This window comes from Saccharothrix sp. BKS2 (assembly GCF_047689505.1).
GTDB classification, from domain to species: Bacteria; Actinomycetota; Actinomycetes; order Mycobacteriales; family Pseudonocardiaceae; genus Actinosynnema; species Actinosynnema lopnurensis.
The window spans coordinates 102,216-122,995 of record NZ_JAUQOL010000003.1 but is presented as its reverse complement, the minus strand read 5'-3'; the positions used below and the strand labels follow the sequence as shown (position 1 = coordinate 122,995).

General features: G+C 74.0%; 11 protein-coding genes. 7 read left to right on the top strand and 4 right to left on the bottom strand.

Annotated features, from left to right (window positions below; genetic code table 11):
- Positions 1-12: 12 nt before the first annotated feature.
- The 3 genes from Q5530_RS06365 to Q5530_RS06355 are packed head-to-tail and all read right to left on the bottom strand — an operon-like array spanning position 13 to position 1,423.
- The gene (locus Q5530_RS06365) at positions 13-468 is read right to left on the bottom strand and encodes a hypothetical protein (RefSeq protein WP_415361267.1); all 456 of its coding nucleotides are present in this window, start codon (positions 466-468) and stop codon (positions 13-15) included.
- Positions 465-812, bottom strand: a complete 348-nt coding sequence (locus Q5530_RS06360) for a DUF6114 domain-containing protein (RefSeq protein WP_415361266.1) — start codon at positions 810-812, stop codon at positions 465-467. The genes Q5530_RS06365 and Q5530_RS06360 overlap by 4 nt, the downstream gene beginning before the upstream one ends.
- Positions 812-1,423 carry a DUF6230 family protein gene (locus tag Q5530_RS06355; protein WP_415361265.1) on the bottom strand — a complete coding sequence of 204 codons (612 nt, stop codon included), beginning with the start codon at positions 1,421-1,423 and terminating at the stop codon, positions 812-814. The genes Q5530_RS06360 and Q5530_RS06355 overlap by 1 nt, the downstream gene beginning before the upstream one ends.
- Before the next feature lie 214 nt (positions 1,424-1,637).
- Between Q5530_RS06355 and Q5530_RS06350 the strand changes: the two genes are divergently transcribed.
- The 7 genes from Q5530_RS06350 (at position 1,638) to Q5530_RS06320 (ending at position 20,032) form a co-directional block, all read left to right on the top strand.
- Complete coding sequence (locus Q5530_RS06350; protein ID WP_415361264.1) at positions 1,638-8,957, top strand: SDR family NAD(P)-dependent oxidoreductase; 7,320 nt, start codon at positions 1,638-1,640, stop codon at positions 8,955-8,957.
- A gap of 5 nt (positions 8,958-8,962) precedes the next feature.
- Positions 8,963-10,246: a wax ester/triacylglycerol synthase domain-containing protein gene (locus tag Q5530_RS06345; RefSeq protein ID WP_415361263.1), complete on the top strand. Its 1,284-nt coding sequence runs from the start codon at positions 8,963-8,965 to the stop codon at positions 10,244-10,246.
- Positions 10,243-16,107, top strand: coding sequence for an SDR family NAD(P)-dependent oxidoreductase (locus Q5530_RS06340; protein WP_415361262.1), 5,865 nt, complete (start codon positions 10,243-10,245; stop codon positions 16,105-16,107). Before Q5530_RS06345 ends, Q5530_RS06340 begins: the two co-directional genes overlap by 4 nt.
- Entirely contained in the window at positions 16,104-16,283 is a 180-nt protein-coding gene (locus Q5530_RS06335) for a hypothetical protein (RefSeq protein ID WP_415361261.1), read from the top strand. Before Q5530_RS06340 ends, Q5530_RS06335 begins: the two co-directional genes overlap by 4 nt.
- Positions 16,280-17,848 carry a PfaD family polyunsaturated fatty acid/polyketide biosynthesis protein gene (locus tag Q5530_RS06330; protein WP_415361260.1) on the top strand — a complete coding sequence of 523 codons (1,569 nt, stop codon included), beginning with the start codon at positions 16,280-16,282 and terminating at the stop codon, positions 17,846-17,848. Before Q5530_RS06335 ends, Q5530_RS06330 begins: the two co-directional genes overlap by 4 nt.
- Positions 17,845-18,990 (top strand): SDR family oxidoreductase, encoded by a 1,146-nt coding sequence (locus Q5530_RS06325; RefSeq protein WP_415361259.1) that lies wholly within the window; start codon positions 17,845-17,847, stop codon positions 18,988-18,990. Before Q5530_RS06330 ends, Q5530_RS06325 begins: the two co-directional genes overlap by 4 nt.
- A 163-nt stretch (positions 18,991-19,153) precedes the next feature.
- Positions 19,154-20,032 carry an IS630 family transposase gene (locus Q5530_RS06320; protein ID WP_415361258.1) on the top strand — a complete coding sequence of 293 codons (879 nt, stop codon included), beginning with the start codon at positions 19,154-19,156 and terminating at the stop codon, positions 20,030-20,032.
- Between the two features lie 194 nt (positions 20,033-20,226).
- Here the strand turns inward: Q5530_RS06320 and Q5530_RS06315 are convergent, their stop codons facing one another.
- Positions 20,227-20,766 carry a pyridoxamine 5'-phosphate oxidase family protein gene (locus Q5530_RS06315; RefSeq protein WP_415361257.1) on the bottom strand — a complete coding sequence of 180 codons (540 nt, stop codon included), beginning with the start codon at positions 20,764-20,766 and terminating at the stop codon, positions 20,227-20,229.
- Positions 20,767-20,780 lie beyond the last annotated feature (14 nt).

Sequence of the window (20,780 nt, the reverse complement as noted above, 5' to 3'; positions counted from 1 at the left end):
CGGGAACAGGTACTAGTGCTGTTCGACGCTGAAGTGGCGTACTGCTGTGGTTGACGCGGTGAGCTGCACGTCCTCCACGACGATGTCGGTCATCGTCAACTGCGGTGCCGGGAGGGGTGGCAGCGGGATGGTGCCGTCCAGGGTGATCGGGACCTGACCGAAGAGCTTGCCCGACAGCGACTTGGCCCTCAACACCACCGTGCCGGAGAACGTCGAGCTGTCGACGCGGACCACCGTGCCGGACTCGGCGGTCAGCACGACATCGGTCAGCTCCAGTGACTGCATCCGCAGCACGAGCTCGTCGCCGAGTTCCTGATGTGCCACGTGCGCGACCGCCGTCTCCGCGTGCAGGCGGCTGTGTGCCGCGTCGGTCGACGGTGACCGAGTCGAACTGGGCCGCGTGTCGACCGTGGACCACACCGCCGTGCCCGTGGCCACGAGGACCACCGCGGACAGTTGACCGATCATGCCGGCAGGGCCGACTTCCACGCCGTTGCCAGCGATCCGGCGACGATCGCCAGCGCCATGCCCACGAGGAAGCCGCCCAGGTTCGCGACGACGTAGGCGACGAGTCCGAGGCCGATCACCACCGCGCCGAGGGCGGTGCCGTGCCCGGGGAGTCGCCACAGCGCCGCGCCGGCCGCCACCAGGCCCACGGCGACGAGCACGGTGCCGATCCCGCCGATGCCCTGGACCAGGAGGTACCGGTAACCCGTGACCGGGATCAGCAGGACCTCCAGCCCGGCCAGCATGGCCAGCAGACCCGCCCAGAAGGGGCGCCCGCCTCGCCACCGGTTGAACCTGGTGACCATCAGAAGCACTCCTGCCGTCCCGGTACCGCGGTGATGTGCAGGCCGGTGAGCTTGAAGACCCCGGCGGTGGTGGTGCCGGCGGTCGACCGGAGCCGCTCGATGACGATGCCGTCCGCCTGGTGCGCGTAGTCACCGGCCTGGCCGGTGACGCCTTCCGCGCCTCGGTCGACCGTCGCCGCGTCGGTGCCCAGCACCAGGTTGGTGAGGGTCGCGTCGGCGTTCATGTCGCTGAGGTTGAGCACCAGGTCCCGTGCTTCGACGGCTTCGGCGCCGCCTGCCCTGGCGACGATCGTCACCTCGCCGACGGGGCTGGGCACCAGTGCCGAGAAGCAGAGGTCCTCGACCCGGGCGGCGCCGATGCTCGTGACCACGACGGCCTCCTGGTTCTCCCCGACGCCGACGAACTGGGCGAAGCCGTCGCCGTTCACCCGGTCGGCGGAGAACTTGAAGTTCTTGCCCGACAGGGCGAACGCGGTCGGGATCGCGGCGGTGGCGGTGGCGGTGACCAGACCCGCGGCGAGGCCGGTGCTCGTGAGGAGGACGACGGTGAACCGCAGCCACCGCGTCCGCCCCCGTGCTGAGGGCACGTGGGTGGTTTCGTCCTCGGGCATGGGTACCTCCCTCGCCGTGATCGGCACATCGGGAGGCGAACGCTAGGGGGAGGGCGGAGCCCGGGACCTCGTACGTAACCGGTACGGGTGATAAATTCCCGAATGATCACTCCATCGACTGAACGGCGTTTGGGGCAGTCGGGCCATCACCGGTAGATGTAGCCGCTCCTGACTGGGGTGCGGGTTCCTCGCACCGAGCGGTGCGGAGATCCCTTTGGTCCAGCACGACCTCGTCGCCGTCGTCGGCGTCGCATGCCGGTTGCCCGGCGGCATCACGGACCTCGACGGGTTGTGGGCCGCGTTATCGACCGGACGCGACCTGGTGAGCGAGCTCCCGCCGGACCGGTTCGACCTCGACCGGTTCATCGACGAGCGCGGGCCGCGCCGGGGCAAGAGCTACGCCCGTGCCGCGGGAGTGCTCGACGGGGTGGACCTCGCGGCGTTCGACGCGGGTTTCTTCGGGCTCTCCCCGAAGGAGGCATCCAGGGTCGACCCGCAGCAGCGGCTGCTGCTGGAGATGGCGGTGGAGGCGCTCGACGACGCGGGCCTCGACGCGCGCGCCCTGGCCGGGTCGGGCACCTCGGTCTTCGTCGGCATCACCGAGAGCGGCTACAGCACGCTCCAGCAGACCGATCCGCGCCACATCAACGCCTACACCAACACCGGCAGCGCGAACTCGATCGCGGCCAACCGGCTGTCGCACTTCTTCGACCTGCGCGGCCCGAGCATGGCGATCGACACCGCCTGCTCCTCATCGCTCGTGGCCCTGCACCAGGCGGTGCGGCACCTGGCGAGCGGTGACGGGGAACTCGCGCTGGTCGGCGGCGTCAGCCTCCTGCTCAACCCCGCCACGCACGTCGGGTTCGCCCAGGGGTCGATGCTCTCACCCAGCGGCAGGTGCCGGACCTTCTCGGCCGACGCCGACGGGTACGTGCGCGCCGAGGGCGGCGCGGTCGTGGTGCTGAAGCGGCTCTCGCACGCCGTGCGCGACGGCGACCGGGTGCACGCGGTGGTCCTGGGCACCGGGACGAACTGCGACGGACGCACCGCGGGCCTCGCGCTGCCGAGCGCCGAGAGCCAGGAGGCGCTGCTGCGCGAGGTCTACCGGCGGGCGGGCGCCCACCCGGACGACCTGGCGTACTTCGAGGCGCACGGCACCGGCACCCCGGCGGGCGACCCGGCCGAGTGCGCGGCGGTCGGCGCGGCCCTCGGCCGCGACCGCGCGACCCCGCTGCCGATCGGGTCGGTCAAGACCAACCTCGGGCACCTGGAGGCGGCGTCGGGCCTGGCGGGTCTGCTCAAGGCCGTCCTCGTGCTGCGGCACGGCGAGATCCCGGCGTCGCTGCACGCCCAGCGGCTCAACCCGGCCATCGACTTCACCGGGCTGGGGCTCGCCCCGGTGGCGCGACGCACCGCGTTGGCGCACCGCGGGCGGCCGGTCGTCGGCGTCAACTCCTTCGGGTTCGGCGGGGCCAACGCCCACGTGGTCCTGACCTCCGGTCCGCCGGCGCCCGGTCCCACCGCGCACGATGGGCGCATGCTGCCGGTCGTGCTGTCGGGGCGGTCGCCGCACGCGCTGGCCCGAGCCGCCGACCTGCTGGCCAAGCAGCTGGACCAGGCCGCGGCGGACGACTTCTACGACGTCTGCCACACCGCCACCCGTCGTCGCGGCCGGCACGCGCTCCGCGCCGCCGTCCTGGCCCGCGACGCGCGGGACGCGGCCGAGCAGCTGCGCGTGCTCGCCGGGCAGCCCGACCCCGTCCGGGAGAGCGGTGGGCGAACCTCCTTCGTCTTCTCCGGCAACGGCGCGCACTGGGCGCGCATGGGCGTCGACCTGCTCGACGACCCGGCGTTCCGGGCGGCCGTCGAGCAGGTCGACGCCGCGCTGCGGGCGCACCAGCGGTGGTCCGTGCTCGACGAGCTGCGCGCGCAGCCCCGCCGTTCCCGGCTGCACCGCACCGAGTTCGCCCAGCCCGCGTTGTTCGCCGTCCAGCTCGGCGTCGTGGCGGCCCTGCGGGCCCGGGGGATCACCCCGGCGGCCGTGGTCGGGCACAGCGTGGGGGAGATCGCGGCGGCGCACGTGGCGGGTGCGCTGGACCTGGGCTCCGCCTGTCGGGTGCTCGCCGCGCGCAGCGCCGCCCAGGGGCGCACCGCCGGCCTGGGCCGGATGGCCGCCGTCGGGTTGTCCGCGGCCGACGCGGAGCAGCTGCTGCGACAGTGGCCGGGACTGTCGCTCGCGGGGGTCAACAGCGACCGGGACGTGACGATCGGCGGCGACGCCGGGCAGCTCGCCCGGCTGGGCGGAAACCTGGCCGCGCGCGGGGTGTTCTTCCACGAGCTCGACCTGGACTACGCCTTCCACAGCCCCGCCATGGACGCCGTCGAGCGCGAGGTCCGCACCGGGCTCGACGGCCTGACCGCCGACCCGACCGCGGTGCCGATGGTGTCCTCGGTGACGGGCAAGCCGATCACGGGCCCGGAGCTGGACGCGGGGTACTGGTGGCGCAACGTCCGCGAGCCGGTCCTCTTCGCACCCGCCGTGCGTCACCTGACCACCGAGGGGGTCGACGCGTTCGTCGAGATCGGGCCGCACCCGGTCCTGCGCACCTACCTGCGCAGGCTGGCCCCGGACGCGCTGGTGCTGCCGACCCTGCGCCGGGACTCGCCCGGTGAGCCGGCGATCCGGGCCGCCACCGCGGCGCTGCTCGCGGCAGGCGTGCCGGTCGACTGGGACCTCTACTTCCCCCACCGCGGCAACGTCGTGGAGCTGCCGCCCTACCCGTGGCGGCGCGAGCGGCACTGGAACGGCGACACCCACCTCTGGGTGCGCTCCAGCGGCACCGGGGTGACCGACCACCCGCTGCTGGGGGAGCGGGCGCCGGTCGCGGAGCCGACCTGGCGCGACGTCGTGGAGTCGGTGCGGGTGCCGTGGCTGGCCGACCACCGCGTCGGCGGCGCCGTGGTGATGCCCGCCGCCGGCTACGTCGAGATGGCGCTGGCCGCGGGGGCACGGGTCCACGACGACGCCGTGGAGATCACCGGCCTGCGGATCGACCAGGCGCTGGTGCTGCCCTGGGACGAGGACGTCACGACCGGCCTGCAGTGCTCGCTGTCCGAGGAGGACGGCGAGCTGCGGATCGCCAGTCGGGCCGAGGGGACGAGCTGGTGGCGGGTGCACGCCACCGGACGGGTCCGCCGCCTGTGGCACGCCCCGCCACCGGCCCTCGCGCTCGAGCGGCCGGGACTCGTCGACGTGCCGGTGGACCGGCACTACCGGCGGGCGGCCGAGGCGGGGCTGGACTACGGCCCGGCGTTCCGGGTCCTGCGCGAGCTGCGCGTCGGCCCGGACGAGGTGGTCGCCCGGTACCGCTTCGAGGGGCCGACCGCCGGCTACGAGGCGCACCCCGTCGTGCTGGACGGCGCCCTGCAAGCGGGTGCGCCGCTGCTGGGCGACGACCTCGTGGACGGCGCGTTCCTGCCGTCGGCGATCGGCGCGGTCCGACGTCGGCGGGCCCCGTCGCGCGACGGGTTCGCGCACGTGCGCCTCCGTCACCGCGACACCCGGTACGTCCGGTGGGACTTGGTGATCACCGACGAGTTCGGCGTCGTCGCGGTGGAACTGGACGACGTGGTGCTGCGGCGGTTCGACGCGGTCGGCTCCGACCGGCTGGAGCGGCTGCGCACCGTGCTGCGGGCAGCGCCGCTCGCGGGGGACGGCGGCGGGCCGCTGCCGGGAGCCTCCGACGTGGTCGCCGCAGCGACCGCGGAGGTGGCGTGGGCACGCCGGGAGTTCGAGCGCCTGGACGACGGGTTCCTGCCACGCCTGGTGGCGAGCTTCGCCCACCGCGCCGCCTCGGCGCTGCGGGCGTTCGTGCCGGACGGGCGGGCGTTCACCACCGCCGACCTGGTGGCCGAGGGGATGCTGCCCAAGCACGTCCGGCTGGTCGAGCTGCTGCTGTCGACGGCCGAGCGCACCGGGCTGGCCGAGCGGGTGGATCGGGACCGGTGGAGGTTGTCCGGTGACGACGACCCTGACGCGCTGCTCGCGTCGATGGCGGCGGAGCACCCCGGGCACCTGCCGGAGCTGGTGATCAGCTCGCACGTGGGCGGCCGGCTCGCGGACGTGCTCGGCGGGCACGTCGACCCGGCCGAGCTGATCTTCACCGAGGCCGCGCAGTTCCTGGAGCAGTACTACGACGTCGCGCCGATCTACCGGCTGTTCAACCAGCTCCTCCGGGCGGTGCTCCGGGAGGTCGTCGCGGACTGGCCCGCGGACCGCCCGCTGCGGGTGCTGGAGGTCGGCGGCGGCACCGGCGGCGCCACCGCGGCCGTGCTGCCCTGCCTGCCGCCCGAACGCGCCCACTACGTGTTCACCGACCAGAGCCACGGGTTCTTCCCCCGCGTGCGCAAGCGGTTCGAGGCCCACGACTTCGTCCGCTACGAGGCGCTCGACCTCGACCACGACCCGACGCGGCAGGGGTTCGCCCCCGGCTCGTTCGACGTCGTGATCGCCTCCAACGTGCTGCACGCGACGGCCGACCTGCGCCGATCGCTGCACGCGGTGGCGGACCTGCTCACCGACCGCGGCCTGCTGCTCGCCTACGAGGCGCACGACCCGGAGTACCTGGCACTGCCCTTCGGCGTGCTCGACGGGTTCTGGCGCTTCACCGACGGGGACCTGCGGACCCGGTCGCCGCTGCTGTCGCGCGAGCAGTGGCCTGCCGTGCTGCGCGAGTGCGGGTTCGACGACGTTTCCCAGGTCGGCGCCGAGGACGGTCCGGTGCGCGGTGCGGGCACGGTCCTCGTCGCGAGCCGCGCCGGCCGCACCGGTCCTTCGACCGTGCCGCCGACGTCCACGCGCACGGAGGTGCGGTGGGTGCTGGCGGCCGAGGACGACACCGAGTCCGACCTCGTCGCCGGGGTCGCGCACCGCCTCGCGGGCACGGGCGACGCGCTCACCACGACCGCGGCCCACGAGGTCGACCACTGGTCACCGCTGCTGGGCGACCACGCCGGGGACGTCGACGTCGTCCTCGTGCTCGCGGACCACCCGACCGCCTCGGTGGCCGAGCACGCGACGCGGCGGGCCGCCGTGCTGCGAGCGCTGGCCGTGGCGTGCGACCGGCGACCCGCCGCGGGCGCGGTGTCGCTGTGGCTGGTCACCCGACCCAGCGGTGCGCTGCCCGCGCCGGAACGGCCCGACCACCCCGCCGACGCGGCCACGTGGGGCGTCGCGCGCTCCCTGGGCAGCGAACGCCCCGACCTGACCGTCCGGCGGCTGTCCCTGCACCGCGGCCAGGACGACGCCGCGCGGCTCACGCGCGAGCTGCTCGACCCGTCCGACGAGGACGAGGTCGTGCTCACCGAGGCGGGACGCTTCGTCCCCCGCGTCGTCGAGGCGACGCCACCCGTGGACCGCGCGCCCACCCCGTACCGGCTCGACCTGCGGCGGGAAGGGCTGTCGTTCGCGCTCGCCTGGGTCCCCGCGCCGGCGGCGGCGCCCGGCCCGGGGGAGGTGGCCATCTCCGTGCGGGCCTCCGCGCTGAACTACCGCGACGTCATGCTGGCCACGGGCGCGCTGCCGCCGCAGGCGTGCGCGGAGTCGTTCGACGGCGGCGCGCTCGGCCTGGAGTGCGCCGGGGTGGTGACCGCGGTCGGCCGCGGGGTGACCTCCGTCCGGCCGGGCGACCGGGTGGCGGCGCTCGCGGCCCGGTCGCTGGCCTCCGCGGTCACGGCTCCCGCGCAGTTCGTGATCCCCATGCCGGACGGCCTGTCCTTCGCCGAGGCCGCGACCCTCCCGGTCGTCGCCGCGACCGTCGAGCACGGTCTGGTGACGTTGGCCCGCCTCGGCCACGGCGAGGTGGTCCTGGTCCACGGCGGCGCGGGCGGGGTCGGTCTCGCCGCGCTGCAGTGCGCGCGTCGCCGCGGCGCGACGGTGATCGCCACGGCCGGATCACCGGTCAAGCGCGCCTTCCTGCGCTCGCTCGGGGTCGAGCACGTGCTGGACTCCCGCGGCCTGGCGTTCACCGCCGAGGTCATGGCTGTCACCGGCGGCCGCGGTGTCGACGTGGTGCTCAACTCCCTGGCCGGCGAGGCGCTCACCCGCAGCCTGGAGCTGCTGCGGCCCCACGGCCGGTTCGTGGAGCTGGGCAAGCGCGACATCGTGGAGGACCGGGGGGTTCCGCTGCGACCGCTGCGCCGCAACGCGAGCCTGTTCTGCGTCGACCTCAGCTCCCTGTCACCCGATGACCCCACCGTCCGGGCGGGCCTGTTCACCGCGGTGGCCGAGCACGTCGAGTCCGGCGCGTACCGACCGCTGCCGCACGTGGTGTACCCGGCCGCGAGGGTGGCCGAGGCGTTCGGCCTGTTGCGGAACTCCCGGCACATCGGCAAGGTCGTCGTCTCCCACGACGGCGACGTGCCGGTCGAACGACCGCCCGCCGCGGTGCGGCTGGACGAGACCGCCACCTACCTGGTGACCGGAGGTCTCGGCGGGTTCGGCGCCGCCGCCGCGCGCTGGCTGGCCGCCCGCGGCGCCCGGCACTTGGCGCTGGTCGGCCGCAGGGGAGCCGACGCTCCCGAGGCCCCCGCACTGTTGGCGGAGTTCGCCCGCTCCGGCGTGACGGCCACGGCCCACACCGCGGACGTCGCCGACGGGGGCGCGATGCGGCGGGTGCTCGCCGAGGTGGAAGGCTCCGGCCACCCGCTGCGCGGTGTGCTGCACGCCGCGATGGTGCTGGACGACGCGCCCCTGACCGAGTCGGACGACCGGCGGTTCGGCACCGCCTTCCGGCCCAAGGCGCAGGGCGCGGTCGTGCTCGACGCGCTGACCGCGAGCACCGACCTGGACTTCTTCCTGCTGTTCTCCTCCGCGGCCGCGACCATCGGCCTGCACGGCCAGGCCAACTACGTCGCGGGCAACCTCTTCCTGGAGGCCTTCGCCCGTGCCCGGCGCGCCCGGGGCCTACCCGGGCAGGCCATCGGCTGGGGAGCGATCTCGCAGGTCGGTCACGTCGCGCGCAGCGGTCTGCAGGACAGCGTCGCGGAGGTGCTGCGGCCCGTCCGACCGGCGGTGGCCCTCGCCGCCATGGGACAGGTGCTCGGTGGCGACGACGACGTCCTGGTGCTGGCCGGCATCGGCCGCAACCCGGCCCGGAGGTTCCTGCCCGGCCTGGGCTCGCCCCGGATGGCCGGCCTGTTCCCCGCCGACGTCGGTGGCGCGGAGGTCCGCGACCCGCGCGCGTTCCACCGGTCCCTGGCCTCCGCGACACCGGAGCAGGGCCACGCGCTGATCTGTCAGGCCATGACCGAGCTGCTCGCTTCGGTGTTGCAGACCGCGCCGGACCGGGTGGACGAGACCGTGCCGCTGGACCGGCTGGGGGTGGACTCGCTGATGAGCGCGGAGTTCCTCGTCGCGGTGCGCCAGCAGTTGGGCTGCGAACTGTCGGTCATGGAGGCCGCCAAGGGCGGGTCGATCACCGAGCTGGCCAGGATCGCGCTGCACCGGACGACATCCCGGGCGGCCCGCGGATGACGGGCGTGACGGCGCACCGCCGCCTCCGGCCGCTCGACAACGCCTACCTGGACTGCGACCGGCCGGTGGGCAAGGACGGCACCGAGATCGGTGTCCTGCTGCGCTTCGCCGAACCGCTCGGCAGGTCGGTCGAGGACTGGCGGGCGCTGGTCGCCGCCCGCCTCGACGCGGTGCCCGACCTCCGCCTCGTGCCGCACCGGCCGCGCCGCAGGTGGCTGCCGATGCGGTGGGCCACGGCTGACCCCGACCTCCGGCACCACGTGCGCGAGGTGAGGTCGGACGCGCCCGACGGGATGCGCGCCGCCGTCGAGGAGGTCATGGCCGGCAGGCTGCCGCTGGACCGGCCGCTGTGGCAGCTCGTCGTCCTCCGCGACGCCGCCGGCGGGGAGGCGGCCCTGTTCCGGGTGCACCACGCCCTGGCAGACGGTGTGGGCATGGTCGAGCTGGGCACCCGGCTGCTCGGCTCGGACCTGCGCGTCCCCGTGCCCGCCGAGGCCGCGCCGGTGCGGTGGGCGCGGCTGCGCGCGTGGCGGGAGGTGGTCACCGGGACGGCGCGCTACCTGCGCGGGTTCGCACCGCCGGCCGGGCGGGCCTTCACCAGCCGGGGTCTCACCGGCACCCGCCGGCTGGCCTGGGCGGAGACCGGCGTCGACCGATTGCACTCGATCGCCCGGCAGCACGGGGTCACCGGCACCGAGGTCTACCTCGCCGCCCTGGCCGGCGCGCTGCGGCAGTGGCCGCACACACCGTGGCGTTCGGGGCCGCGCACGGTCTGGGCCCTGGTTCCGGTCGACACCAGGACGGCCGGCACCGACGACGGGCTCGGCAACCGGGCGGTCAACCTGCGGGTGCCCCTGCCGTGCGACGAGCCGGACCCGCGCCGACGGCTCGCCCTGGTCGCGGGCGGCGCGAACACCGCGGGGCAGCGCAGGCGTGCCGAGGTGATGCGCGCCGGCGTCGACGTGCTGCCCGGCCCGGTGGTGAGGGCGCTGTTCTGGTGCACCTACCGGCGCTGGCACATCGACCTGGTCGCCAGCAACGTCGCGTCGCTGGGCCACCGGGTCAGCCATCTCGGCAACCTGATCACCGAGGCGTCGCCGATCGGGTTCCTGCCCCACGCCCGCCCGTTCGGGGTCGTGCTCGGCGCCTACGGGGACCGGGTGTCCCTGCACGTCACCGCCGACGCGGGCCTCCCCCGACCCGACGTGCTGTGCAAGTTGTGGATCCACTCGCTGGGCGAGCTCGCCTCGCTGCCCGCGCTCCCGCCACCTCACGGAAGAGACCGATGACCCACGTTCGTGCCGCACTCGCCGACCACCCGGTCGCCATCGTCGGGATGGCGGGGGTCTTCCCCGGCGCACGCGACGTCCAGGAGTTCTGGACCAACGTCACCAAGGGCGTCGACTGCATCACCGAGGTGCCGGAGACCCACTGGCGCGCCGCCGACCACTACGACCCGGACCCCGACGTCGAGGACAAGACCTACTGCCGGCGCGGCGGTTTCCTGCCGAGCCTGCGGTTCGACCCGGTCGAGTTCGGCATGCCGCCGGCGACGATCGAGTCGACCGGGGTCGTGCAGCTGATCAGCCTGCTGGTCGCCCGCGACGTCCTGCGCGACGCGGGGTGCGACCGCGACTGGTTCGACCCGGCGCGGACCGGCGTCGTGCTCGGCTACTCGGGAGCACCGTCGATCGCGCAGATGCTGGTGCCCCGCCTGCACCTGCCGGTCCTGCGGGCCGCGCTGCGGCAGTCCGGTGTGGACGAACAGCGCAGCGCCGAGATCACCGAGCGGTTCCGGGACTTCTACCTGCCGTGGTCGGAGGACTCGTTCCCCGGGATGCTCGGCAACGTCATCGCGGGCCGCATCGCCAACCGGATGAACCTGGGCGGGATGAACTGCACGGTGGACGCGGCCTGCGCCAGCTCGCTGGCCGCCGTGCGGATGGCGGTCACCGAACTGGTCGAGCACCGGGCCGACCTGGTGGTCACCGGTGGCTGCGACGCCGACAACTCGATCACCTCGTTCGTCAGCTTCTCCCGCACGCCCGCCCTGTCGCGCAGCGAGGCGGTCCGCCCGTTCGACACCCGCGCCGACGGCACCCTGATCGGCGAGGGCGTCGGGATGCTGGCGCTGAAGCGGCTCGACGACGCGGTGGCCCACGGCGACCGGGTCTACGCGGTCATCCGCGGCATCGGCTCGGCCAGCGACGGCGGCGCCACCAGCATCTACGCGCCCAAGCACGACGGGCAGGCGACCACCCTGCGCCGCGCCTACGCCGACGCGGACTGCTCACCCGCCACGGTCGGTCTGTTCGAGGCGCACGGCACCGGCACCCCCGTCGGCGACGAGGTGGAGCTGCAAGCGCTCGACACGGTGCTCACCGAGGCAGGCGCCGAGCCCCGCCGGGCGGCGCTGGGCACGGTGAAGTCCCAGATCGGACACCTGAAGGGCGCGGCGGGCGCGGCAGGGCTGATCAAAGCCGCGCTGGCCCTGCACCACGAGGTGCTGCCGCCCACGATCAACATCGACACCCCCACCGAGTCGCTCACCCGCGACGGCGCCCCGTGCTACCTCAACACCACCACGCGGCCGTGGGCCGAGGACCCGGAGCGCGGTCCCCGCAGGGCGGGCGTCTCCGCGTTCGGGTTCGGCGGCACCAACTTCCACGTCGTGCTGGAAGAGCACGGCGAACCACCGCCGACCACCGGCCACCGGGGCGCGACGGCGCACCTGTGGTCGTGCGCCGACCCGGCCCTGCTCCGCTCCGAGGTCGCCGGCGGGGAGGAGTGGGACGACACCGAGCCGGTGCCCGGAACCCACGCGCGGGTGGGGTTCGTCGCCGCCGACGCCCGTGACTTCGACGAACTGCGGGCGTTGACCCTCGACCTGCTCGACGCGCGCGCCGACGAGCAGGAGTGGAACCACCCGCGCGGTGTGCACTACCGGCGCGGCGCGCTGCCCGGCCGGCCCAAGGTCGCCGCGCTGTTCGCCGGCCAGGGCAGCCAGTACGCGGGCATGGGGCTCTGGCAGGTCCTGGGCACGCCCCCGGTGCGACAGGCGTTCGACACCGCCGGCCGGTTCACGCCGGGTCTGGCGGACGTGGTCTTCCCGCCGTCGTGGCAGGCTGACGCCGAGGCCGTCCTGCGCCGCACCGAGCACGCCCAGCCGGCGATCGGCGCGCTGTCCGCCGGGCAGTACCGGTTCCTGCGCGACTGCGGCCTGCGCCCGGACGGCCTGCTCGGGCACAGCTTCGGTGAGCTGACCGCCCTGTGGGCGGCGGGATCGCTGGGCGACGACGACTTCCACCGGCTCGCCCGCGCCCGGGGCTCGGCGATGCGGCCACCCGAGCCCGCCACCGCCGACCCGGGCGCGATGGTCGCGGTGACGGCCGCGGCCGCGACCGTCGAGGAGATGATCCGCGCCGAACCCGAACTGCTGATCTGCAACCACAACGCCCCCGACCAGGTCGTGGTGGGCGGCGCGACGGCCGCGGTCGAGCGGTTCGCCAGGGCGTGCGGCGCCGCGGGCGTCGTCGCGGTGCGGCTGCCGGTGGCGTGCGCGTTCCACACCCCGTACGTGGACCACGCCGTGCCGGTGTTCTCCGACGCCGTCGCACAGGTGGACTTCGTCCCTCCGGTCACGCCCGTCTACAGCAACGTCGCCGGCGCGGAGTACGGCGTCGACACCGAGGCGAACCGGCGGCTGCTGGTGGAGCAGATCCGCCGTCCCGTCGACTTCGCGGGCCGGGTCCGGCAGCTCTACCGGGAGGGGTTCCGGGTCTTCGTCGAGTTCGGGCCGAAACAGGTCCTCACCCACCTCGTCAGGCGGACCCTCGACGTGGACGACCTCGTCGCCGTGCACACCGATGGCGGTCTCGGCCGCGACGACGTGCAGCTCAAGCTGGCCGCCTTGCGCCTCGCGGTGCTCGGGCTGCCGGTGCGCGGGATCAACAGGCACTCGCCGAAGGCCGCGCCCGCCAAGCCGCCGTCGGCCGCCTCGGTGGTGCTGCGCGGGACCTGGTACCTGTCCGACGAGCGGCGACAGGCGCAGAACGACCTGCTGGACAGCCCGGCCGCGCCGCCACGACCACTGCCGGCCGCCGAACCGACACCCGCGCACGATGGCCGGTCCCACGATGACCGGCCCTGCGACGGCCGGGTCCACGACGAGTGGGCGCGCGTCGCGGCCGAGCACGTCGCGCTGCACCAGCGCTACCTCGACGGCCAGTTGCAGGTGGCCGACCAGCTGGTCCGGCACGCCGAACGGCCCGACCTGGCGGCCGGGGTCGCCGCCGTCGCCCAGCACAGCATCGCGATGGGGGAGGCCCACGTCCGGGCGAACGAGGTGCTGAGCAGGCTCCTCGGCCCCGAGGGGACCGTGCCCGGTCCGGTGCCGACGCCGAGCCCGCTGCCTGTCGCGCCACCCCTTCCCGAACCACCGCGCGAGGCGCCGGACCACCCTGTCACCCCGCCCGCCCCCGCACCGCGTCCCGTCCCCACCCCGGCGCAAGCCCCGCCGCTGTCGATCGAAGACGTCGACCCGGACGAGCTGAGGGAGACCCTGCTCCGGATCGTGGCGGACAAGACCGGCTACCACGTCGACATGCTCGAACCGGACCTCGACCTCCAATCCGACCTGGGCATCGACTCGCTCAAGCGCGCGGAGATCCTCAGCGAGCTGTGGAAGCGGTACCCGGTGCGCAGCCTGGACGGCATGGGCATCCAGCAGTTCGTCGAGATCCGCACGCTCAACGACACCGTCGAACTCCTCGTCGGCCTGCGGGGGCAGCTGTTCGGGGAGGACGACGCCGACGACGCCGACGTGGTGCGCTCCGGTGTCCGGCTGGTCCCGCTGCCCCGGATGGACGTCGTCGACGGCGCCTACCACCCCGATCCGCGGGCGGTGCTCGTGGACGACGGAGCGGAGCTGACCCGGGCCCTGGCCGCCGGGCTCACGGCCCGCGGGTGGCGCGTGCACGCGCTGCCGCTCGCGGACTGGTCCGAGGACTCCCTGGCCGCCGCACTGGACGCCGTGCTCGCCGCGGCAGGGCGCGTCGACCTCGTGGTCGTGCCGGACTCGTCGACCGAGGACACCGGACCCGACGTGGTCCGCTGCCACGCGCACGCCCTGTTGACCGCCAAGCGGCTGCTGGACCCGCTGTGCGCCACCGCGGCGACCGGCGCGCGGGCCGCGTTCCTCACGGTCAGCCGGGGCCGCGGCGCGCCCACCTCGGCTCTCGGTGGACTGGCCAAGTCCCTCGCGCACGAGGCGCCGCAACTGTTCTGCCGGTCGGTGGTGCTGACGGCGGAGCTGCCCGCCGAGCGCACCGCCGAGGCGGCGCTGCGGGAGTTGGACGACGCGGCCGCGGACGTGAACGAGGTCTTCCTCGACGGCGTCGACCGCCGGGTGGCCCGGCTGGTCCCGGTCCCGTCGACCCCGGCGCCGCACGTGGCGTTCGACCGGGACGACGTGGTCGTGGTGACCGGTGGCGCACGCGGCATCACGTCCTCGTGCGTGGTCGCGCTGGCCCGGCGGGCGCCGTGCCACTTCGTGCTGCTCGGCCGGACCAACCGGGAGGACGAACCCGCGTGGGCGACCGGCATCACGACCGACGGCCTGGCCGCCGCCCTGCTGGACCACCTGCGAAGCTCCGGCAAGGTGATGCCACCCGCGAGGTTCGAAGCGCAGGTGGCCGTCCTGCGAGCCCGGCGCGAGGTCGAGGCCACCCTCGTCGCACTGGCCGAGGCGGGCGCCACCGCGGAGTACCTCGCGGTCGACGTCACCGACCGCGACGCCGTCACCGCCGCGCTCACGCCGCACGCCGGCCGCGTCACCGCTCTCGTGCACGGCGCGGCGGAGCTCAACGACGGCCCCCTGCGGGGCAAGAGCCTCGCGGACGTGGAACGGGTCTTCGACGCCAAGGTCGCGGGCCTGCACAACGTCCTCGGCGCGCTGGACCCGTCACGGCTGCGGCACCTGGTGCTGTTCGCCTCGGTCGTGGGGCTGATCGGCAACACGGGGCAGGCCGCCTACGCCGTCGCCAACGGCGCGACCAACCGGTTCGCCCAGGACTGGCAGGCGGCGCACCCCCGGTGCCGGGTGGTCGCGATCAACTGGGGTCCCTGGCGCGGCGGCATGATCACCGAGACGCTGCGGGCCGGCCTGGAGATGGCCGGCACGCGGGTGATGAGCAAGGAGGCGGGCTCGGCCCGGTTCGTCGAGGAGGTGTTCGCCGAACGCGGCGCGGAGTCCCCGGTGGTCGTGATCTCCACGCCGATCACGCTGCCCGCGCCCTCGGCGCCGCTGCCCGCGGCCGGGCTCCGGGTCGTGCGCCGGCTCGACCACCTCCTGGCCGAGCCGGTGCTGCGCGACCACACCATCGACGAGTACCCGGTGCTGCCGCTGACCGGTGCGATGGGCTGGTGCGTCAACGTGCTCGAACACCTCCGACCCGGCGAGCACGTCGTGGAGTGCCGCGACTTCGCCGTGCACAAGGGGCTGGTCTTCGACGGCGACGAGCGGTCCACCTTCACCGCGGAAGTGCGGCCCGCCGAAGGCGAGGCGCTGCGCGTGACCATCACCAGCGCGGGCCCGGACAACCGCCACACCCCCCGGTACGCCGGCACCTTCGCGACCGGCAGGCGCATGTCACACGACCACGAGCACGGCCGTGCCTGGCACGAGGAGCTGGCCGCGCCGCCGACCGCGCCCCCGGACTTCTTCGACGTGCTGTTCTGCGGCCCCACCCTGCGCGGGTTGCGCCGAGTGCTGGCCGAGGACGACTCCGGGATGGTCCTGGAGTGCGCGGTGGCCGACACCGACCTGGCGACGGGAGCCTTCGCGGGCCGCCTGCACAGCACGGTGCCGGCCGACCAGCTCGTGCAGGCGGCCGGGTTGTTCGTCGTCAAGCGGCACGACTCGGTGTGCCTGCCGGTCGGCGTCGAGAACTGGCGGATGTCCGACCGGCTGCCCGCCGACGAGCCGTTCGCCATCGAGGTCCGGTTCGCGGGGGAGGACGGCCTGGAGGTGCGGGTCGACGTGACGGCGTCCACCGCCGACGGCCGCGTCCTGCAACGCGTGACCGGGCTGAAGATGCTGCGCATGCCCCACAGCTCGACGTGGCGCCCGGCGGTCGGGACCTCGCGGTGAACGAGGTGCTGTCGTTCGACGGCGAACCGCTGCTGGCCGCGTCACCGCGCGTCGGTCAGCCCGACGACCTGCGGCGGTTGCGCGACACCGTGGCCCGCGCGCACGCCTCCGCGCTCGACGTCCACCACCTGCTCCAGTCGCGGTCGCTCGCGCCGTTCGAGGGTGGTGACGCGTGACCGCGACCATCGCGGACGGCGCCGTCCAGCACGAGCCGGAAGGCATCCGGCGGGTGGTCGAGGCGGTGGACCGGCCCTGCTTCATCGTGCGGACCGGGCGCGGCATCGGCGCCGGCACCCGGTACCCGACGGCACCGGGACTCTCCCTGCTGGCCAGCGCGCCCGCGGTGCCGCCGGAACACCTCGGCGACAGCCGGTTCGCCCGCCACCACGGCACCCGGTTCCCGCTCATGGCCGGATCCATGGCGCACGGCATCGCCTCCGTCGAACTGGTCATCGCGATGGCCAGGGCCGGGTTCCTCGCCTCCTACGGGGCCGCCGCTCTGCCCCTGCGCGACGTGGACGCCGCGGTGGCGCGGCTGGCCAGGGAGATCCCAGACCTGCCCTTCGCCGTCAACTTCATCCACGACGGCCGTGACGAGCGGGGCATGGTCGAGCTGATCCGCTGCCTCACCCGGCACCGGGTGCGCTGCCTGGAGGTGTCGGGCAACATGCTGATCAGCAAGGAGGTGCTGCACTACCGGTTGTCCGGCGTCACCCAGGACCGCTCCGGGGCGGTCGTCCCCGCGAACCGCGTGGTCGCCAAGGTCGCGCACCCCGACATCGCGCTGCGCTTCCTGCGCCCGGTCGACCGGACGCAGGTGGGCGAGCTGGTCGCCGAGGGCCGGCTCACCGCCGACGAGGCCCGGCTCGCCGAGCGGCTGCCCCTGGCCGACGACATCACCGTGGAAGCCGACTCCGGCGGGCACACCGACGGACGTCCGCTCTCCGTGCTGCTCCCCGCGATCGCCGCGCTGCGCGACCAGGTCCAGCGGCAGTACCGCTACGCCGAGCCGGTCCGCATCGGCGCCGCCGGCGGGATCGGCACGCCGCACGCCGCTCTCGCCGCCTTTTCCCTGGGCGCGGCGTACGTCGTCACGGGCTCGATCAACCAGTCGTGCGTCGAGGCGGGTACCTCCGACGCGGCACGGCGGATGCTCGCCGCCGCCGGGATCACCGACTTCGAGTCCGCGCCGTCGCCCGTGGCGTTCGAGGCGGGCACCACCGTCCAGGTCCTGCGGGCGGGCAGCCGGTTCCCGGTGCAGGCCCGGCGCCTGCACCAGCTCTACGATCGCCACGACGGCCTGGACGCACTGCCGGCGCACGAGCGGGCTCGGCTGGAGCGGGTGTTCCGGCACCGCCTGGACGAGGTGTGGCGGCAGGCCGCGGAGCACAAGATGACCACCGACCCCGCGGCCGTCACCCGGGCCACCGCCGACCCCAAGCGCGCCATGGCGATGGTGTTCCGCTGGTACCTGGCGATGTCCTCGCGCTGGGCGGTCGCGGGGGAGCCGGACCGCGAGGCGGACTACCAGATCTGGTGCGGTCCGGCGATGGGCGCCTTCAACGACTGGGTACGCGGCTCCCACCTGGAGGAGTGGTCCAACCGCCAGGTCGCCGACGTCAACCGGCACCTCCTGCGCGGCACCGCGCACCTGGCCCGCCTCAACCAACTCACCCTCGCGGGCGTCCGGCTGCCGGAGGAGTGGACGCGCTACCGCATCCAACGGGAGAACACACCGTGACCATCGGCATCACCGGCGCCACCGGCTTCCTCGGCTCCCACCTGCTGCGCGAACTCCTCGGCGGCGGCGAACCGATCACCGCCGTGGTGCGCCCGAAAGCACGGCGATCGTCCCGCGACCGGCTGATGGGCGCGCTCGCCGCCGCGGGCGCCGACACCGCCACCCTCGCCCGCGCCACCGACCTGGTGACCGTGGTCGAAGGCGACGTGGGCAAACCGCACCTCGGGCTCGACGCGACCACGTACCGGAAGCTCGCCGATTCACTCGACACGGTGTGGCACAGCGCCGCCCTGGTCGCGCTGACCGGTCCCCGCGACCCGTTCACCGCCCAGAACGTCGTGGGCACGCAGGGCGTGCTCGACCTGGCCGCGGCCGGTGCGCGGCGCCCGCGCGTGCACCACGTGAGCACCGCCTACGTCGCGGGCGGTCGGCGTGACGGCACGGTCTTCGAGGACGAGCTGGACGACTCGGCGGGCTTCGAGAACTACTACGAGGCGTCGAAGTACGAAGCCGAGGTGCTGGTCCGCTCCTGGGCGCGACGGCACCACCGCCCGGTCAGCGTGTACCGGCCGAGCCTGCTGCTGACCGACCAGCCCATCCCCGACGGCGCGCCGGGCCACACGTTCGCCACCCTCGCCCGCATCGCCTCGCCATTCCTCGGCGACGGCCCGGTAGCCCCGAGCCCGCTGCTCACGGCAGCCGACACCTACCTCGCCGGAACACCCGAAGGCAGCACGTCGCTGCCGCTGCCGCTGCCGGGCCGGCCGAACGGCACGATAAACTGCCTGCCGGTCGAGCACGCGGTGCGCATGATGCGCGCCGTCGCGAGCCGGCCACCGGTGAACCTGGTCGACACCTACCACCTGGTCAGCCCGCACGAGACCGCCAACACCGACCTGCTGGCTGCCATCGCGCACCACCTGCCCCGGATGACCCTGACCTTCGGTCCGGCACCGGCCTCACCGTCCCCGGTCCAACGGCTGTTCTACGACGTCGTGTCCCCGTTCCTGAGCTTCTTCCGCCACGACCGCCGCTACGACCGCCGTCACCTGGGCGAGGCCACGAAGGGGATCACCGATCCGGCACCTCCGGATGCCACCTACCTCCGAGCCGCAGTGGGTTCCTACCTGTACCACCGGTAGCAGGCTGCCAGGCCACATCGACCATGCTGATCGAGCCAGGACCTGCCGGACTGCGTGCAGTTCGGGCCCGCAGCGGGGGCAGGGTGGCGGCGGAGGTCCCCGGATCGGTGGGGTGTTGGCGGAACGGTGTGGTGGTGTTGAGGAATCGGGTGTCGGAGCCCTGGTGGCGGTCGGTTTGGTTGGTGCGATCGTGGTGGGCGGTCGCGACGGACTTGCGACCCGCAAAGGACGTCCCGGCCCCGCCGAGCTGATCAATGCGGAGGATCGGGGCACCCTGTTCGCGGCGATGGCCGACTACACGCCGGAGGAATTGCCGATCGGCGGCCCGCTGTGGACCCGCCGGGCGGTGGTCGAGCTGATCCGCCTGGTCGTGGGAGTGGATATGACCGAGCAGGGCGTGGGGTTGTGGCTGCGCCGCCACGGCTTCACCCCGCAGCGTCCGGCCCGCCGCGCCTATGAGGAGCAGCCCGCCGCGGCACGCGCGTGGCTGGACGAGGAGTATCCGGCGATCGAGGCACGGGCGAAGGCCGAGTGCGCGGTGATCGCCTGGGTGGACCAGTGCGGGCTGCGCTCGGGTGCCGCCCCGCCCGGCCGGTCCTGGGCGCCGAAGGGCAGAACGCCGATCGTGCGGGTGACCGGGAAACGGCTGCGGGTCAACGTCATGTCCGCGGTCGCCTCGCGCGGCGCGCTGTGGTTCACCGTGTTCACCGACCGCTGCACCGCCGCCGTGTTCACCGCATTCCTCGACCGTGTGGCCCGCCAGGCGGGCCGGAAGGTGCACGTCATCGCCGACCGGCACCCGGTCCACCGCAGCAAGGCCGTCCGCACCTGGCTGGAGGCCAACGCCGAGCGGGTCGAGCTGCACCCGATGCCCGGCTACAGCCCCGAGCTCAACCCGGACGAACTGCTCAACGCCGATCCCAAGCGCAACGTCAACGCCTCCCGAGCCCACAACGTCGACACGGGCTGGCCCTCGGATTACCAGCTTTACCACCCGCCACCCCTCCGCCACCGAATGCTGACAGGAGGCGGGCTGTGGTGATCTTGTGCGATCGGGATGTGCTGACCGACTGGATGGCTGTGGGTCGAGGACGACGCCTACAGCCTGTGCTGCTCGAAAAGTCGTCGTCGCTGGTAGAACGAGTGCTTCAGCGTGTTGAGAGCATGTCCGGGTGAAGACGTCACCCTCGACTGGCCCCGGAGTGACGGCCTGGGGTGGACTCGCGCGCGCTCTCTTCAGGCTGATGGTTGTTGGTCGAGCAGCCCGACGGGGTCGGTGCTGTAGGCGACCATCCAGCTGGGGTCGATGCGGTACCAGACGTTCTCGTCCCAGAACGGGTCATCGCCGTCGCCGTCGTAGTGGTTGACGAGGTAGTCGCGGATCGCCGGCCAGGTCGGGTCGCTGCTCCTCCCCTCGGGGTTCAGCGGAACGGCGTGTCCGTGCGTGAAGATGCCGAGCTGCTCGCCGCGCATGAAGGTCGCGCTGATGCCGGGCCGCGCCGCGAGATGACGGGCCTTGGCGGCCTGGCGGTGGGTGCCGAAGATCCAGCGGCCATGCAGGAGGTGCCCGTCGGCGCCGCTGATGCGTGGCTCACCGCGCCGGGTGACCGTGGCGATGGCCAGGGTGCACATGCCTTGGCAGACCCGGACGACCTGCTCGGCGTCCAAGGTGCTCTCACCTGGCCGGACGATCGATTTGAGGTGGCTGCCGGAGCCGGCCAGAGACGTGTCGAGCAGTACTTGGAGGCTGTGGAGCTCGTCGGGGGTTTCGAACATCCGGCCAGTCAATC